The sequence below is a fragment of the Streptomyces sp. NPDC058758 genome (assembly GCF_042746075.1).
Classification (GTDB): Bacteria; Actinomycetota; Actinomycetes; order Streptomycetales; family Streptomycetaceae; genus Streptomyces.
In genome coordinates this window covers 261,856-278,036 of the sequence record NZ_JBHYPS010000003.1, presented here as the reverse complement: position 1 = coordinate 278,036, position 16,181 = coordinate 261,856, and the positions used below count along the sequence as shown (strand labels likewise).

Genomic DNA, 16,181 nt, shown 5'->3' with positions numbered 1-16,181 from the left:
GCAGGGCGGGACGGACGTCAGAACGCGACGTCGGCGGCGTCCACGATCCGGCCGTCCATGTTCCGCTCGATCATCCGCAGCGCGGCCCGCGCCAGGTCCTCGTGGATGTGGGCGACCGCGTCCCGGGGCACCGTCACCCGCAGGTGCCGGATGTGCGCGTCCAGCGCGGAGTAGAGCACGCACTGCTCGGTCACCTGGCCGACGAGCACGAGATCGGTCACGTCGAGGGAGCGGAGCAGGTAGGCGAGCGGCGTCTCGTAGAAGACCGAGTGGCGCGCCTTCACGACGAACAGCGCGTCGTCGTCCGGCCGGACCGGCTCGACCAGGTCCGGCCTGCGGCCCGCGAGCGCCAGGTCGAGGATCTCGCCGTGGTGGGAGCGCCACTGCCCGAAGTTGTCGTTGGCGTACACGACCGGGGTCCCGGCGGCCCGCGCCCGCCGCAGCAGCTCCGTGATCGCGGGCAGCGCCGCGGTCACGGACGGCACGAGCCGGTCCGCGTCCTCGTGCTCGTACGTGTTGAGCATGTCGATCACGACGAGCGCCGCGCGTGCCACGGCGATCACCGCCCTTCTCCTGTTCCGGGTTCCGTGGGCCACCTCCCGGCATACCGGCGCGGAGCGCCGCGCGCACCCCGAGCGGGTGCCGTCCCCGGCCCGGCGTGGTGTGCTGGTGGGGAGGGGGGGTGGACCGTCGCCTCATGAGGAGGAAGGATCATGGCGATCCTCGTCCACGCCGTCCTCGGCGGAGTCAGCACGGATCAGTACGACCAGCTCAACGCCAAGCTCCAGGAGGTCCCGGGGATCTTCGACGGCTGCCTCTCGCACGCGTGCGTGCCGACCGACACCGGCCTGGAGATCTTCGACGTCTGGGCGAGCCGGGAGCAGATGGAGGCGTTCGCGGAGAAGATGATGCCCGTCGCGAGCGGGCTCGGCTGGGCCGACCAGCCCCGGCCCCGCGTGGTGAACGTCCACAACTACTGGGTACCCGGCGGCTGACCCGGCCCCGTACGCCCGGAAGAGCGGCGGACGGCCCGCCCCCGGCGCGCCCCTCCGGCCGTACGGCTCCCCGGCCCTCCGCCCTCCGGCCCGTACGGCTCTCGGGCCCTCCGCTCTTCGGCCGTACGGCTCCCCGGCCCCGTCCTCCGGATCGTACGGCTCCATGCCTCTCCGCCCTCCGGCCGTACGGTTCCAGGACCCCCGCTCTCCGACCGCACGGCTCCCAGCCCCGCCCTCCGGCCGTACGCACGGCTCCCCCGCCCCCCCCGTGCGGCCGGCGGTGTGGCCGGTCCGCCGCGCTGCCGCGGGCGGACGGGCCCGGCGGGTTACCTTCGCCGGTATGGCCGGTGATCGACGCGGGTGGCTGCGGTGTCTGCTCGGCGGAGCGGTGTTCGTGGTGTGCATGGCCGGCACCACGCTCCCGACCCCGCTCTACCCCCTCTACCAGGAGGAGTTCGGCTTCTCCGAACTCACCGTCACCGTGGTGTACGCCGTGTACGCCTTCGGTGTCCTCGCCGTGCTGCTCCTCGCCGGCAACGCCTCCGACACCATCGGCAGGCGCCCCGCCCTGCGCTGGGGACTCGCCTTCGCCGCGGCGAGCGCCGTCTGCTTCCTCTGCGCCGACGCCCTCGGCTGGCTGTACGCGGGGCGGCTGCTGTCCGGCCTGTCGGCGGGCCTCTTCACCGGGGCCGCCACCGCCTACGTCATGGAACTCGCCCCGCCCGGCAACGCCGCCCGCGCCACCCTCGTCGCGACCGCCGCCAACATGGGCGGCCTCGGCTGCGGACCGCTGCTCGCCGGGCTCCTCGCCGAGTACGCGCCCGAGCCGCTGCTGTTGCCCTTCGCCGTCCACCTGGCCCTCGTCGCGGTCTCGGCCCTGGTCCTCCAGTGGCTGCCCGAGACGGTGGCGAAGCCCCGGCCGCTCAGCGCCGTACGGCCCCGCAGACCGGCCCTGCCGGCCCGGGTGAGGGCCGTCTTCGTGCCGGCGGCCGTCGCCTCCTTCGCCGGCTTCGCCCTCTTCGGCGTCTTCACCTCCGTCAGCCCCGCCTTCCTCGCCCGCTACCTGCACGTCGACGACCACGCCGTCAGCGGCCTCGTCGTCGCCCTCGCCTTCTTCGCCTCCACCGCCGGACAGGTCGCCGCGGGGCGCTTCGGCCCCACCCGCTCGCTCCCGCTGGGCTGCGCCGTCCTCTTCGCCGGCCTCGTCCTGCTCGCCGCCGCCCTCGCCACGGACCTGCTCGCCCTCATCGTCCTCGCCGCCCTGGTCGGCGGCGTCGGGCAGGGCCTCGCCTTCCGCGCGGCGCTCTCCGCCGTCGCCGCGGCCTCGCCCCCCGACCAGCGGGCCGCGGTCATCTCGTCCCTCTTCGTGGTCGCGTACACCGGCATCTCGATCCCGGTGATCGGCGTCGGCCTGCTGGCCGACCCCCTCGGCCTGGAGGGCGCCGGCCTGGTCTTCATCGCCTGCATGCTGGTGCTGGTCGCATCCTCCGCCGCCTACCTGCTCCGGCGGGCGCGCACCGCGACGCCCTCCGGCTAGCCCACGGCGGGGCGCCGGCCCCACGCGGTGAGCATCCCGGCCGACAGCGCGGCGCACTCCTCCGACTCCAGATAGCGCACCGCCCCGTCGAGGGCGGCGTCGTCCACCAGGCCCGTGGCGACCATGGCGGCCCTGCTCCGCTCCCAGGTGTCCGCCCAGAACCGGCTGATCGGGCTGCCCGGCAGCAGGGGCGGCACGTGGAGCTCGGCCCCCACCTGCCGCAGCCCCGCCGCGCGCAGCAGGGACGGGTACGCCGGCACCCGGGAGACGTCGGTGCCGATGGTGTCCCGCAGGCCCCGCCACATCGCCCGCATCGCCCGCGTGTACGGCGTCCCGGGCACCACGTCGCTCGTCAGGTCGACGGCGTCGCTCAGCACCAGCACCCCGCCGGGCTCGACCAGCTCGGCCAGCCTGGCCGCCACGCGCTCCCGCTCGGGCAGGTGCATGAGCACGAACCGCGCGTGGACCAGCCGGAACCGGCCGGGGCCGAAGTCCGGGGCGGTGACGTCGGCCTCCAGCAGGTCGAGGCCCGGCACCCGGCGCGCGGCGAGGAACCGCACGTCGCGGTCGACCGCCAGCACGGACTCCACCCCCACCTCCTCCAGGAGCCGGCGGGAGACGGTGCCCGTGCCGGCCCCCACGTCGAGGCAGCGCCAGCCGGGACCGGCACCGAGCGCCGTCAGCCGCGCCAGGGTCAGGTCGTCGTAGGCGAGGGCGCCGTAGTCGATCCGTTCGCCCTCGCCCGGCCGCCCGGGCGGGAAGACGTCCTCGCCGTACCGCCCGCCGCCGGGGCGGCCGGAGGGGGGCGGGTCGCTCGGTTCCATGGGCGCGGGTCCTCTCCACGGGGCGGGAGGCGCGGCCGCGCGGTCCGGCCGGCGCCGCCGTCCCGTCGATCCTCCACCCCGGCCGCCCCGTCCGCATCCGAGGCGGCCGTCCGGCTCAGGGTCCGACCACCGGGCGCGGTTCCGGCGTCCCGGTCAGATGGATCAGACGGACGTGGTGCCGCTCGCGCGCCAGCTCACGCCCGTGACCGTCGGTCAGCCGCCAGGCGACCCCGTAGAGGCCGCAGTGCGCCCGGCCCACCGGCATCCGCCGCGGGGGGAGCCACACCTCGTACGGGCCGCCGTTCCGGAAGCCGCCGAGCGGGGTCCGCGTGGTGGCTTCCGGGGCCAGCCCGTCCCGGGCCCACTCCTCCTCGAAGACGAGCCCGTCGACCGCCGCGCCCAGCAGGAAGGTCAGCCCCACGCTCACCACCGTGCCCTCCGCGAGCACCAGCGGTTCGCTGTTCTCCGTCCCGCTCCCCAGCTCCACCGCGATCCGTCCTGACTCCTCCGTGTGCAGGGTGACGTCGAGAAGCCGGAAACCTGCACGGGCCCCGGAGCCGCCGGTGCCCGCGCCCGGCCCGGTGCCCGCGCCGCCGCCGATGCCGGCGCTGGTGTCTGTGCCCGAACCGCTGCCCGGACCGGTGCCGCTGCCGGTGCCCGGACCCCCGCCCGGACCGGTGCCGGTGTCGGTGCCGTCCACGACTACACGGGTCCCGGGTAGGGCGGTCCCGTGCCGGGGGCCGGGGGCGGGAGGTCGTCCGGCGCGGCCGGGTCCGCGGGGGCGGTGCCGCCGGGGCTGTCGGCGGGACGGATCCGGCCGCGCCACCCGCCGGTCGCCCGGTCCCGCTCCTCGATGAAGTGCTTGAAGCGGTGCAGGTCGCCCTCGATGCGGTTCTCCACCACCCCCATCGCCTTCGCCGCCCGCTCCGCGACGCCCGAGGCCTCCACCTCCATGGACAGGCGCACGCGCGTGTGCGCGTCGTCGACCCGCTCGAAGGTGACGACGCCCTTCTGCTTCACGTCCCCGCCGACCGTCCGCCACGCGATCCGCTCGTCGGGCAGCTGGTCGACGATCTCGGTGTCGAACTCGCGGGTCGCGCCCGCGATCCTGATCCGCCAGTGGCAGAGCCGGTCGTCGAGCTGCCGCACCTCCTCGACCCCCTCCATGAAGCGGGGGAACTCCTCGAACTGCGTCCACTGGTCGTAGACCTCGCGCAGCGGGGCCTCCACCGTGATCATGTCGTGCACCATCTCGGTCATCTCCTGCTCTCGGCGCGGCACCTGTCGGCGCGCGGTTACCCGCGCCCGCGCCCCGTAACCCCGCCCCCAGCCGCCCCTCCCGCACGACCCGCCCCTCGCGTCGCCTCCGCATGTCCCCCCGCATGACCCACCCCCGCCGGGGCAGCCGCAGCCTGTCGGCGCACGACGGCCGCGCCGGCCCAGCGGCACCCCTCGCCCCCGGGAGGCGCGATGACCCCGCACCCGGCGCCGCGGACCCGCGGCGCCGCCCTGTTCGACGTCGACGGCACCCTCGTCGACACCACCTACCTGCACACCCTCACCTGGTGGCTGGCCCTGCGGCAGCACGGCCACACCGTGCCGATGGCCCGCATCCACCGGGCCGTCGGCATGGGCGCCGACCGGCTCCTCGACGCCGTGCTGGGCGCGGAACGGCGGGCCGATGAGGACGACGCGATCTCCGGCGCCCACGGCACCCTCTACGCCACCTGGTTCGACACCCTCACCCCGTTCGAGGGCGCCGCGGAACTGCTGCGGGCCACCGCCGCCCGGGGCTGGCGGATCGTGCTGGCCAGCTCCGCGTCGGACGAGGAGGTCGCGGCCGTACGCGCCCGGCTCGACGCCGACGACGTCATCGACGCGGTCACCTCCAGCGCCGACGTGGCCGCCACCAAACCCGCCCCCGACCTGGTGCGGGCCGCCCTCGACAAGGTGCGCGCCGCACCGGAGGACGCCGTCTTCGTCGGCGACACCGTCTGGGACGTCGAGGCCGCGGGACGCGCCGGAGTGCCCTGCGTCGGGCTCCTCACCGGCGGCGCCACCCGCCGCGAGCTGGAGGACGCCGGCGCGGTCCTCGTCCACGACGACGCCCGCGCCCTGCTGCGCCGGCTCGACGCGGGACCGCTGGCCCGGCCCCCGAGCTGAGGCCCGGCCCCGCCCGGCGCCCCGCCCGCGGGCATGGCGGGGCCGGGAGCGGGCAGGCGCCAAGGCATCCGTCCCGCGGGACCGGCGGCCCTCACGGCCCCGTCCCGCGCTTCCGCCTCCGGAGGTGTGCCGTGGAACCCGTGTCAGAGAAGGCTCCCCGGCCGGCGGCCGCGGAGCCGGCCGGCCGGCCGGAGCGTCCGGCCCCCGCCGCACCCGCACCCGCACCGGCTCCGGCCCCCCGCCGCGGGGCGCCGGTCGTCCGCGTCACCCCGCTCGCGGAGGGCCCGCTGCTGGTCGACGGCCCCGTGGAGATCGTGCTCGCCGACGGGACCGTGCGCCGCAGCCAGCGGCCCGTCGTCGCGCTCTGCCGCTGCCGCCGCAGCCTGCTCGACCCGTTCTGCGACACCAGCCACCGCCGCCGCGTCCGGGCCGCCCGGCCCGGCCGGGCCGACGGACCGGAAGGACCCGACCGACCCGACCGAACCGGCCCACCCCGGCCCGCGCCGCCGCCCGCCTGACACCCGCCCGACGCCCGACGCCCGACACCAAGCCCCCTGCCCACCCCGTCCCCGCCCCCGCCCCCCCCCGCATCCCGAGGAGGACCCGCCATGACGATCACCGCCCCGCATCCCGCCGAGGCCCGGGCACCCGCTCTGCCCCCGGCCCGCGGCGAGCTGTCGGCGGCCGTCTCCGGGCGGCTGCGCGGACGGCCCGGCGCGCTGCCCGGGGCCCGCGCCGCCGCGGCGGCCGATCCGTACGGCGAGGACCTCCAGCTGGCCCTGCACCTCTGCTACGAGCTCCACTACCGCGGCTTCGCCGGCGTGCCCGACACCGCCGAGTGGGACCCGGACCTGCTGCGCCTGCGGGCCCTCCTGGAGGAACGCTTCGAGGGTGCGCTGCGGGAGGCGTGCCCCGGGCCCGCGACGCCCGACGAGGTCTTCGACGGCCTCCTGACCGAGCCGCCCGACGGCCGCGGCGTCTCCCGCCACCTGCTGCGCCACGGCACCCCGGAGCAGCTGCGGGAGTACGCGGTCCTGCGCTCGGTCCAGCAGCTGCGGGAGTCCGATCCGCAGGCCTGGATGCTGCCCCGGCTGCACGGGCGGGCCAAGGCGGGCATGGTGACCGTGCTGTACGACGAGTTCGGCTGCGGCCGGGAGGAGCGCGTGCACGCGCGGCTCTACGCGGACCTGATGAGCGCCCTCGGGCTCGATCCCGGGTACGGCCGCCACCTGTCGGCCATCGGGGCGCCCGCCCTCGCGACGGCCAACGTGATGTCCCTCTTCGGGCTGCACCGCGCCCGCAGGGGCGCCCTCGCCGGCCACTTCGCCGCCCTGGAGATCGGCTCGTCGCCCACCGCGTCCTGGCACGCGGCCGCCCTGCGCCGGTGTGGCGCGGAGGAGGCCGCCCGCTACTACGACGAGCACGTGGAGGCCGACGCCGTCCACGAGCAGCTGATCCGGCGCGAGGTCGTCGGCGGACTGCTCGCCGAGGAACCCGGCCTCGCCCCCGACGTCGCCTTCGGCGCCGAGGCCACCGTCTTCCTGGAGGACGCCCTCGCCGCGTCCGTCCTGCGCGCCTGGCGCTCCGGCGGCACCGCCCTGCGGCTCCCCGTGGAGGAGGAGGCATGAACCTCACGGCCCACGCCCACACCCACGCCCACGACGCCGACGGCGGAGGCGCCGCCGGCGCGCTCCCGCCCGACCACACCCAGGCCATCCTGGAGGTCACCAAGGAGGTCGGCGCCGTCCTCAAGGGCTCCGGCTGCCCCTTCGCCCTCGTCGGCAGCGTCGCCGCCTACGCGTACGGCATCCCGGTCCGGCTCCAGCACGACACCGACTTCGCGCTGCGCGCGGAGGACTCCGAGACCGTCGTGAAGCTGCTGCGCGACCGCGGCATCGAGATCGTCGACCCGCCGGAGGACTGGCTGGTGAAGGCCCGCAGCGGCGGGGAGCACATCGACCTGATCTTCGCCCTCGCCGGCCGGTCCGTCACCCGCGAGCTCCTCGACCGCGCCCAGATCCTCCCCGTCGACTCCGTGCACCTGCCGGTGATCGACCCGACCGACCTCATGATCGGCCGGCTCGCCGCCCTCTCCGAGCACCACTGCGACTACGGCGCCCTGCTGCCGGTCGCCCGGGGGCTGCGCGAACGGGTCGACTGGGACCGGGTCGCCGAGGAGACCCGCGACCGGCCCATGGCCGTCGCCTTCCTCTACCTCCTGAGGCTCCTCGGAGTCCTTCCGCACCCCCCGACGGCACGAGAGGAGGCCGACGGCCGTGACTGAACGACCCGAGCCGCACGAGGACCGGGCGCCCCGGCCGGAGCCGTACGAGGACGAGTACCGCATCGCGCTGCTGCGGGAGCGGCTCGCCGGCGACGGGCCGGCCGAACTCGGCGTGCGGGTGGAGCGGCGCGGCGGCGTCGTGCTGCTGACCGGCACCGTCCCCAACTCCACCCGGCGCGAGGAGATCCTGGAGCTCGCCCGCACCACCCTGACCGGCTGCACGGTGCGCACCGAGATCGCCGTGGCCGGCCGCGGCGCCCCGGACCACGGGGAGGAGCTGACATGACCCTTCCCGGAACGGAGGGCACCGGCCGGGGGGCGGTCGTCCGGGTCGCCGCTGTCGGTGACATCCACCTCGGCGAGGACTGCGCCGGCCTGCTCCGGCCCGCCTTCGAGACCCTGCCGGACTGCGCCGACCTGCTGCTGCTCGCCGGCGACCTGACCCGGCACGGCAGCGTCGCCGAGGCCGAGGTGGTGGCGGGCGAGATCGCGGGGCTCGGCGTCCCCGTCGTCGCGGTCCTCGGCAACCACGACCACCACGCGGACGCGCCGGACGAGGTCGCCCGGGTGCTGCGCGACGCCGGCGCGCACGTCCTGGAGGGCGAGAGCGCCGTCCTGCCCGTCGCCGGCCACGAGGTCGGCGTCGCCGGGGCCAAGGGCTTCTGCGGCGGCTTCCTCGGGCGCAGCGCCGGCGAGTTCGGCGAGCCCGAGATGAAGGCCTTCGTCCGCACCGCCCGGCACAGCGCCGAGCGGCTCGGGCACGCGCTCGGCGAACTGGCCGAGCACGGCTGCGCCGTCCGCATCGCCCTCACCCACTTCTCCCCGGTGCCCGACACCCTCGCGGGCGAACCGCTGGAGATCTACCCCTTCCTCGGCAGCTACCTCCTGGCCGAGGCCATCGACTCCCACGGCGCCGACCTCGCCGTCCACGGCCACGCCCACCTGGGCACCGAGCACGGCATGACGGCGGGCGGCGTCCGCGTCCGGAACGTCGCCCAGCCCGTCATCGACCACGCCTTCGCCCTCTACCGCCTGCCCCTGGACGGCGACCGGTCCCGACCCGCCGCCCCCGCGGCCCGTTACGACCCCCGCTGACCGGCCCCGCTCAGCCCTCCACGCCGGTGGAGCGGTGCGCCGAGCCCACCGGCTTGGACTCCGGGGAGCCTCGCTGGCGGAGGTAGACGGAGAGGACGGCCATCGCGGAGACGGCGAGGAGCTCCGACTGCCAGTTCTGCAGGGAGCGGTTCCAGAAGTCCGCGGAGGCGAGGTACGCGCCCCAGTCGATCGGCGCCTGGAGCTGCCGCAGCCGCTCGCCGTTGTACGCGGCGACGCCGGAGACCGACTGGGTGAACCAGGAGAGCAGGAAGAAGACGGCCATGACCAGGCCCAGCGAGTGGGCGTACAGGGCCTGCCGCCAGTCCTTCGTGCCCGCCCAGGAGGGGGAGTCGGGGCGGGCGTGGTCGCCCATCTTCTGGTCCCGTTCGCTCTCGGTCCCCGCCCGGTCCAGCGGCTTCGACTCGGGCGAGCCGCGCTGGACGAGGTAGACGGTCCCGTACACGTACAGGAAGAACTGGAGGAACTCCGACTGCCAGTTCTCCGTGACGTCGACGGCGAAGTCCGAGGAGGTCAGGTACGCGCCGAAGCCGATCTGCTGGAGCCCGGCGACGGCCAGCTGCTCGTTGAACTCGGCGCGCCCGGCGACGGCCTGGGCGGCGAGCACGACGAGGAAGGCCCCGGCGAAGACGAGGGTGAGGCTGTTGGAGCGCCAGAAACCGGCGCGGCCGGCGGTCACCGGTGCATCGCCCCGATCACCGTGAAGTAGGCGAGCCCGCCCAGGACGGTCACCACGCAGCCGAGGAAGAGGATCCGCATCCCGTCAGCCCCCCTGCACCGAGCAGCGGTACGGCTCGTCGCCGGAGTCCTCCTCGCAGCCGGCGGCCGTGACCAGCCAGCCGTCGTCGAACTGCGACAGGAAGAGCGTGTCCGCGGTCATCCGCAGCAGCGCCTCGCGGCCGTAGACGTCGACCCCGCGCGGTGCGCCGGCCGGCGGCAGCCCCGCCTCCCGCAGCCCCGGCCCGCACGGGCCCTGGGCGTCCTCCTCGATCTGTTCGCGGGTCTCGGGGGCGAGCAGCTCGCAGCCGGTCCGGTAGTCGCCGGCCGACACCGCGGCCGCGAACCGCCGGCCGGCGTCGGTCGCGCCGTCCTCGCGCGCCGCGGACGCCCCGCAGCCGCACAGCAGGAGCACGGCCGGCAGGGCGCAGACCGCGCGGCGGAGCGTTCTCGTCCGTGGTCCGGCTGCCGTCATGGGCCCACCCTGCCCCCGCGGGCGGTACGGCCCCGAGACGCGGGGCCGCCCGGCACACCGGCTTCACCCGATCGCACCGCCCGCGCCCCTGCCGCCCGCGGCCCGCCTTCAATGGGCGGCCGCGCCGAACTCGGCGTGCTGCGTGCGAAGGGAGAAGTCGGTCTCGCCGGGGGGCGGCCGGCCCAGGAAGCCGCGCCGCGCCTCGGCCCTGGCCTCCCGTATCAGGACCCTGAACTCCGCGTCCGTGAGCCTGCGCCGGCAGCCCGTGCCCGGGTCCGCCGCCCGTCCTCCGGTGCGTCCGCGCATCGTCCTCGCTACCTTCCCGATCCGGCCTCCCGTCCGGGCTCCGCGCCCGGACGCCTTCGTACGGCGTCTACCCGCCGGCCGCCCCGGCACCCGTCCCGGCCGCCCGGAACCGCCGCGCCCGTAGGCTGGGGCCGTACGCGAGCGGCAGGAGGAGCGATGGCCGGGACGGCGGCCGGGGAGACCGGCGTGACGGTGGACGAGGTGCTGGCCGAGCTGGCCGCGCTGGAGGACCCCCGGGCGCGCGAGGTCAACGAACGGCACGGAGACGACCACGGGGTGAACCTCGCCGCGCTGCGCGCGATCGCCAAGCGGCTGAGGACGCGGCACGGACTCGCCCGCGAGCTGTGGGCGACCGGCGACACCGCCGCCCGGCTCCTCGCCACCCTCGTCTGCCGCCCCAGGGAGTTCGGCCGGGACGAACTCGACGCCATGCTGCGCGAGGCCCGCGTTCCCAAGGCCCACGACTGGCTCCTGAACCACGTGGTGAAGAAGAGCCCCCACGCCGAAGAACTGCGCCGGCGGTGGCTCGCGGACCCCGACCCCGTCGTCGCGAGCGCCGGCTGGGCGCTCACCGTCGAGCGGGTCGCGAAGCGGCCCGACGGGCTCGACCTCGACGCCCTCCTCGACACCGTCGAGCGGGAGATGAAGGACGCCCCCGACCGGCTCCAGTGGGCGATGAACCACTGCCTGGCCCAGGTCGGCATCGAGCATCCCGCCCACCGCGCCAGGGCCCTGGCCATCGGCGAGCGCCTGGGGGTCCTCAAGGACCGTCCGACCCCCAGGGGCTGCACCTCGCCCTACGCCCCGGTCTGGATCACCGAGATGGTCCGCCGCCGCGAGGGCGGTTCCTGACCCCGTCCGCCCCCGTGCCCGGCCTGGAGCGCGCGATCCGCGCGGCCTTCCGGTGGAGGTCGTCCGGGCAGGGCCGGGAGGCACGGCGGGGCCGGGGAGGGGCGGCGGCGGGGTCCGGTGGATCATGGACTTGCGGAGGCGCGGGGCGTCGCCCACAATGGTTGAATCTGAAACTAAAGCGAGGAGGGGTCGGAGATGGGCGACACGAAGGTCGAGATCCTCACGCCCCGGGACGTGCCGCTGGGCGGCCCCCGCGCCATGACCGTACGGCGCACGCTGCCGCAGCGGGCCCGCACCCTGATCGGCGCGTGGTGCTTCGCCGACCACTACGGCCCCGACCCGGTCGCCGCCTCCGGCGGCATGGACGTCGCCCCGCACCCCCACATCGGGCTCCAGACCGTGAGCTGGCTCTTCAGCGGGGAGATCGAGCACCGCGACAGCCTCGGCAGCCACGCCGCCGTCCGCCCCGGCGAGATCAACCTCATGACCGGCGGTCACGGCATCGCCCACTCCGAGGTCTCCACCCCCGACACCACCGTCCTGCACGGCGTCCAGCTCTGGGTCGCCCTCCCCGACGCCCACCGCGACACCCCGCGCGCCTTCGCCCACCACGCACCCGCCCCGGTGCGCGTCGACGGCGCCGAACTCCGCGTCTTCCTCGGCACCCTGGCCGGCGACACCTCCCCGGTGGAGACCTTCACCCCCCTCCTCGGCGCCGAACTCCTCCTCGACCCCGGCGCCACCGTGACCCTCGCCGTCGACCCGGAGTTCGAGCACGGCCTCCTCGTCGACGAGGGCGACGTCACCCTGGACGGCACCCCGCTCCGGCCCGCCGAACTCGGCTACACCGCCCCCGGCCGCGCCTCCCTCACCCTCGTCAACACCTCCTCGGGCCGGGCCCGCGCGGTCCTCCTCGGCGGCCCGCCCTTCGGGGAGGAGATCGTCATGTGGTGGAACTTCATCGCCCGCACGGACGCCGAGATCCGGCAGGCCCGCGAGGACTGGGCCGCCGGCTCCGACCGCTTCGGCGCCGTCACCGGCTACCCCGGCGACCGGCTCCCGGCCCCCGAACTCCCCACCACCCCGCTCCGCCCCCGCCGCAACGCCCGCTGAACCGGACCGGCCGCCCGGCACGCCGGACCGGCGCCACCGCCCCACGCGGTGACGCCGGTCCGGCCGGCGCGCGCTCAGCGGCCGGGAATCACCTCCCGGTCCACGCGTTGCGGACGGAGAGCGTCGAGGTGTTGCCCTGCCGGTCCGCGACCTCGGCGGAGAGCGAGATCCCGCCGCCCTTCGCCGGGTTCTTCACGACCACCCGGCCGCCGACCACCGGCACGGACCGCCAGGTCCCGCCCCCGTCGTAACTGACCTTCACCGTCAGCGACCCGAGGTTCCGGCCGGCCGCCGACCCCTGCACCGTCACCGGCACCGACACCCAGGCGCCCGCGGGGGCGCTGGTGGCCAGGTCGACCGGGGCGGCGAAGCGGACCGTGGACACCGGCAGCGCCGTGGTGGCCGCGACCTCCTTCGAGCGGAACGTGAAGGAGGTGTCGATCCGGGTCGACACCCCGGCGACGCCGGCGGGCCGCTCCGCCGAGGTCACCAGCCGGTACTCCGCCTCGGCGCCGTCGACCGCGAACGGCTCCGTGCCGCTCAGCGGGTCCTCGTTCGCCGCGATCCGCACGCCGTCGCGGTACAGCGTCGACGTCGCCGACGAGAACGGCGAGGAGCCCGCGTGGCCCGCGCCGTCGGCCAGCAGCGGCACGGCCCCGACGAGGTGCTGCTCGCCCGTCGCCGGATCGGGCGCGGTGCGGAAGACGCCCATGCCCTCGCCCAGGAGCGGCCCGAACACGCCGGCGTTGAACCGCTCGTGGTACGTCCGGCCCGCCTCGTACCGCTTCGGCCGGAGCATCTCCAGGCTGCCCTCGAAGGCCGGGTAGCCCCACTCGTCGGGGGCGCCGAGCTGGTTGAAGCGGGTCAGCCACGACACGCCGTCGGCCGTCGACACGTGGAAGGTGCGCGTCCCCGGCGTCGCCTGCGGCGCGGAGAAGCCGTTGCCCTCCGGCGCCCCCGGCAGGTGCGCGTAGGGAGAGGCCAGCGCGGTCTTGCCGGCGGCGGAGGAGCCCAGGCCGACCTCCAGCGTGGCCAGTTCGCCGGCCTCCACGTGGCGGCGGTAGCCGGTCGCGATCCGGTCCGTCCGGCCGCCGAAGGCCACCGAGTACTGGCTGCCGGCGGCGTCGTCGAGGAAGTGGGCGTCCCAGGTCTGCAGCAGCGAGCCGTCGGTGACGGCCGGCCCCTGGTGGGCGGTGCGGAAGCCGGTGAGGTCGCGCAGGACCCAGCCGTTGCCGACCCGCCCGATCTCGGTGTCGACCTCGTAGTACGCGCCCGCGTAGTCCGCCCGGTCGTTCCCCGGCACGGTCAGCTCCACGGGCCGCGTCGTGCGCGCGTCGACGGTGACCTCCGTGTCGGCGGAGACGTCCAGCTTCGGCCGGGCGATCCAGTCGGTGCCCTTCGTGTAGTCCGAAGGGTCCTCGTAGACGGCCGTGTTGAGCGTGTACGAGCCCTTGGGCACCCGGAGCGTGTGGCTGCCCGGCTCGTTGTCGACGCGCGCCTGGAAGCCGGCGGCCGGCCCGGCGACGCCGATCAGCGTGTTGGCGAAGTTCCGGGCGTCGGCGCCGTCGCGGCCGAGCGTCCTGACCGTGAGGTCGTACGACTCCGCCTCCCGCACGGCCACGGCGGCGGCGCGGACGGATCCGCCCGCCCCGGTGGCGGTGACGTAACCGGAGTAGGTGCCGTCGGCCTCGCCGATCCGGGTGTCGGCGACGAGGTCGACCGACGCGGTCCCGCCGGCGGGCACGGTCACCCGGGGGGAGCCGAGCGCGAAGAAGCCCTCGGGGGCGGGCTTGCCCGCCGGGTCGAGCCCGGCCACCGACAGGTCGAGGGTGACGTCGGCCGTGCCGAGGTTGCGGTAGACGAGCTGCCGGGTGACCGGCTCGTCGTCGGCGTGCGGCCAGCGCGCGGTGCCGAAGTTCAGCGATCCGGACTCGGCGACGACGGTCTGCTCCAGCGCCCGGTCGACCTGGATCCGGCCCGTGCCCTGCTGGAAGGCGGTGAGGCCGTCGCCGCCCTTCGTCGACCCGGTCAGCGCGCCCTTGAGCTCGGCGGCCTTCCACTGCGGGTGCCGCTGCTTGAGGATCGCCGCCGCTCCGGCCACGTGCGGGGTGGCCATGGAGGTGCCGTCGAGCCGGAGGTAGCCGGGCGCCGGATGCGGGGTGCCGGGGCGCGTGTCGATCGCGCTGCCGGCGGCGGCCGCCGCCGTGACGGCGACGCCGGGGGCGGTCACGTCCGGCTTGACGGCCCCGTCGCCGACGCGGGGGCCGGTGCTGGAGAAGGGCGCGAGCCGGTCCTCGTGGTCGACGGCGCCGACGGTCAGCGCGGCGTCCGCGCTGCCGGGCGAGCCGACCGTCGAGGGGCCGGCCTCGCCCTCGTTGCCCGCGGCGACGGCGAAGAGGATCCCCTTCTCGGCGGAGAGCCGGTCGATCGCCGCCTCCAGCGGGTCGACGCCGGGGCTGTCGGCGCTGCCGAGGCTGAGGTTGACGATGTCGGCGCCCTCGGCCGCCGCCCACTCGATGCCCGCGAGGACGGCCGAGTCGTCGCCGTAGCCCTCGTCGTCGAGGACCTTTCCGCTGATCACCTCGGCGCCGGGGGCCACTCCCTTGTACCGGCCGCCGGACCTGGCGCCGGTGCCGGCGGCGATGGACGCGACGTGGGTGCCGTGGCCGACGCGGTCCACCGCGTCGGGGGAGGAGGAGAAGTTCTTCTCCGCGACGACCCGGGTCCTCAGGTCGTCGTGGGTCCGGTCGACGCCGGTGTCGAGGACGGCGATCTTCACGCCGGTGCCGTCGTAGCCCGCCCGCCACGCCTTGTCGGCGCCGATCTGCGGGACGCCGCGGTCCAGGCGTGCGCCGCGCACCCCGTCCAGCCACACCTTGCCGATGCCGGAGGCGGCGGCCCGGGCACCGTCCCGCCGGCGGTCGGTCAGCGCCTCCCAGAGCCGGGCCAGGTCGTCCGGGGAGGCGAGGAGCGCCTCGGCGCCGAGCGCGGGGAAGGTCCGCAGGACCTCGGTGTCCCCGGCCGCCCGGACCCCGGCCCGCGCGGCGGCGGCCCCGCCCTCGTACCGGACGATCAGCTTGAGCCCCGCGCGGTGGGCGGCGCGCAGGCGCGGATCGGTGAGGACGGAGAGGTCGAAGAGCCGTTCGTCCAGCCGGTCCTCGGCGATCAGGCGCTGGGCGTCGCCGGGCACCACCAGGGTGCGGTCGCCGGTGCGGCGCACCTCGACGGGTATGTGTTCGCGGCCCGCGGCGGCCTCGAAGCGGACCATGCGGCCCGCGGCGTCCACCACCACGTGGTCGCCGGTGACGAGCGGGATCCGCAGGTCGGCGCCGGTGCGCCGGACCTCCGGCGCGCCGGGGGCCTTCGGGCCCTTCGCGTCCTTCCGGTCCTTCGCCGGGCGGGCGGTGTGCGGGGTGTCCGCCGCGCTCGCGGTGGCCGGGCCGGTCATGCCCGCCAGCAGGGCCACCGAGGTGGCCGCCGCGATCGTGAGGACGCGTGCTTTCTGCACGTGTGCGCGCAAGTCTCCCCCAGGAGCTTGGGATGAGGTCGAGTGGTCGAATCCGGCCAGCGGCGCGAGAGGCGCCCGCTGCCGGTCAGCGCAGTATGTGAGGTCACCGGGGTGTGATCAACGGCGGTCCGGGGGAGGGACGTTGGAACGCATGGTTTCCGGCCACGCCGTGGGACGCCAGTTCGATGGGGCGGCGACGGTGGTGTGACGAGTCCGTGACACCCGTGCGATGCCTGTGCGACAGCGGCCGCCGGCGATGCCGCGGAACCCCAGGCGGCGCACGCCTTTCGGCCG

General features: G+C 76.1%; 18 protein-coding genes. 10 read left to right on the top strand and 8 right to left on the bottom strand.

The genetic code is table 11. From position 1 onward, the window contains the following. Positions 1 to 17 precede the first annotated feature (17 nt). Positions 18 to 554 carry an isochorismatase family cysteine hydrolase gene (locus ACFW6A_RS06010; protein WP_351849769.1) on the bottom strand — a complete coding sequence of 179 codons (537 nt, stop codon included), beginning with the start codon at positions 552 to 554 and terminating at the stop codon, positions 18 to 20. 159 nt (positions 555 to 713) lie between these two features. Here ACFW6A_RS06010 and ACFW6A_RS06005 point away from each other — a divergent pair, with 159 nt between their 5' ends. After that, positions 714 to 995 (top strand): hypothetical protein, encoded by a 282-nt coding sequence (locus ACFW6A_RS06005; RefSeq protein WP_351849699.1) that lies wholly within the window; start codon positions 714 to 716, stop codon positions 993 to 995. Between the two features lie 340 nt (positions 996 to 1,335). Then, positions 1,336 to 2,532 carry an MFS transporter gene (locus ACFW6A_RS06000; protein ID WP_386638942.1) on the top strand — a complete coding sequence of 399 codons (1,197 nt, stop codon included), beginning with the start codon at positions 1,336 to 1,338 and terminating at the stop codon, positions 2,530 to 2,532. On the opposite strand, the gene ACFW6A_RS05995 is transcribed toward ACFW6A_RS06000, so the two are convergent. The 3 genes from ACFW6A_RS05995 to ACFW6A_RS05985 all read right to left on the bottom strand — a co-directional run bounded on the left by ACFW6A_RS05995 (position 2,529) and on the right by ACFW6A_RS05985 (position 4,616). Next, entirely contained in the window at positions 2,529 to 3,356 is an 828-nt protein-coding gene (locus ACFW6A_RS05995) for a methyltransferase domain-containing protein (protein ID WP_351847371.1), read from the bottom strand. The genes ACFW6A_RS06000 and ACFW6A_RS05995 overlap by 4 nt on opposite strands. Before the next feature lie 115 nt (positions 3,357 to 3,471). After that, positions 3,472 to 4,056 carry a hypothetical protein gene (locus tag ACFW6A_RS05990; protein WP_386638939.1) on the bottom strand — a complete coding sequence of 195 codons (585 nt, stop codon included), beginning with the start codon at positions 4,054 to 4,056 and terminating at the stop codon, positions 3,472 to 3,474. Between the two features lie 2 nt (positions 4,057 to 4,058). Next, positions 4,059 to 4,616, bottom strand: coding sequence for an SRPBCC family protein (locus ACFW6A_RS05985; RefSeq protein ID WP_386638936.1), 558 nt, complete (start codon positions 4,614 to 4,616; stop codon positions 4,059 to 4,061). 210 nt (positions 4,617 to 4,826) lie between these two features. Between ACFW6A_RS05985 and ACFW6A_RS05980 the strand changes: the two genes are divergently transcribed. The 6 genes from ACFW6A_RS05980 to ACFW6A_RS05955 all read left to right on the top strand — a co-directional run bounded on the left by ACFW6A_RS05980 (position 4,827) and on the right by ACFW6A_RS05955 (position 8,898). Beyond that, the gene (locus tag ACFW6A_RS05980) at positions 4,827 to 5,519 is read left to right on the top strand and encodes an HAD family hydrolase (RefSeq protein WP_351847365.1); all 693 of its coding nucleotides are present in this window, start codon (positions 4,827 to 4,829) and stop codon (positions 5,517 to 5,519) included. Positions 5,520 to 5,650: 131 nt separating this feature from the next. Next, on the top strand, positions 5,651 to 6,037 hold the full coding sequence (locus ACFW6A_RS05975) for a CDGSH iron-sulfur domain-containing protein (protein ID WP_386638933.1): 387 nt from the start codon (positions 5,651 to 5,653) through the stop codon (positions 6,035 to 6,037). A gap of 90 nt (positions 6,038 to 6,127) precedes the next feature. Then, a complete protein-coding gene (locus ACFW6A_RS05970) occupies positions 6,128 to 7,147 on the top strand; it encodes an iron-containing redox enzyme family protein (RefSeq protein ID WP_386638930.1) in 1,020 nt (339 codons plus the stop codon). Next, positions 7,144 to 7,803: a nucleotidyltransferase family protein gene (locus tag ACFW6A_RS05965; RefSeq protein WP_351847358.1), complete on the top strand. Its 660-nt coding sequence runs from the start codon at positions 7,144 to 7,146 to the stop codon at positions 7,801 to 7,803. Before ACFW6A_RS05970 ends, ACFW6A_RS05965 begins: the two co-directional genes overlap by 4 nt. Beyond that, positions 7,796 to 8,089, top strand: a complete 294-nt coding sequence (locus tag ACFW6A_RS05960) for a BON domain-containing protein (protein ID WP_386478267.1) — start codon at positions 7,796 to 7,798, stop codon at positions 8,087 to 8,089. The genes ACFW6A_RS05965 and ACFW6A_RS05960 overlap by 8 nt, the downstream gene beginning before the upstream one ends. Further along, positions 8,086 to 8,898, top strand: a complete 813-nt coding sequence (locus ACFW6A_RS05955) for a metallophosphoesterase (RefSeq protein WP_386478264.1) — start codon at positions 8,086 to 8,088, stop codon at positions 8,896 to 8,898. Before ACFW6A_RS05960 ends, ACFW6A_RS05955 begins: the two co-directional genes overlap by 4 nt. 10 nt (positions 8,899 to 8,908) lie before the next feature. On the opposite strand, the gene ACFW6A_RS05950 is transcribed toward ACFW6A_RS05955, so the two are convergent. The 3 genes from ACFW6A_RS05950 to ACFW6A_RS05940 form a co-directional block, all read right to left on the bottom strand. Continuing rightward, a complete protein-coding gene (locus ACFW6A_RS05950) occupies positions 8,909 to 9,595 on the bottom strand; it encodes a DUF6766 family protein (RefSeq protein WP_386638927.1) in 687 nt (228 codons plus the stop codon). A gap of 84 nt (positions 9,596 to 9,679) precedes the next feature. Then, positions 9,680 to 10,108 carry a hypothetical protein gene (locus tag ACFW6A_RS05945; protein ID WP_351847348.1) on the bottom strand — a complete coding sequence of 143 codons (429 nt, stop codon included), beginning with the start codon at positions 10,106 to 10,108 and terminating at the stop codon, positions 9,680 to 9,682. A 108-nt stretch (positions 10,109 to 10,216) separates the two neighbouring features. Continuing rightward, positions 10,217 to 10,414, bottom strand: coding sequence for a hypothetical protein (locus ACFW6A_RS05940; protein WP_351847345.1), 198 nt, complete (start codon positions 10,412 to 10,414; stop codon positions 10,217 to 10,219). Between the two features lie 156 nt (positions 10,415 to 10,570). Here ACFW6A_RS05940 and ACFW6A_RS05935 point away from each other — a divergent pair, with 156 nt between their 5' ends. Further along, complete coding sequence (locus tag ACFW6A_RS05935) at positions 10,571 to 11,266, top strand: DNA alkylation repair protein (protein WP_351847342.1); 696 nt, start codon at positions 10,571 to 10,573, stop codon at positions 11,264 to 11,266. Between the two features lie 195 nt (positions 11,267 to 11,461). Beyond that, positions 11,462 to 12,379: a pirin family protein gene (locus tag ACFW6A_RS05930; protein ID WP_351847339.1), complete on the top strand. Its 918-nt coding sequence runs from the start codon at positions 11,462 to 11,464 to the stop codon at positions 12,377 to 12,379. 88 nt (positions 12,380 to 12,467) lie between these two features. Here the strand turns inward: ACFW6A_RS05930 and ACFW6A_RS05925 are convergent, their stop codons facing one another. Beyond that, positions 12,468 to 15,827: a S8 family serine peptidase gene (locus ACFW6A_RS05925; protein ID WP_386639119.1), complete on the bottom strand. Its 3,360-nt coding sequence runs from the start codon at positions 15,825 to 15,827 to the stop codon at positions 12,468 to 12,470. Between the last annotated feature and the right edge of the window lie 354 nt (positions 15,828 to 16,181).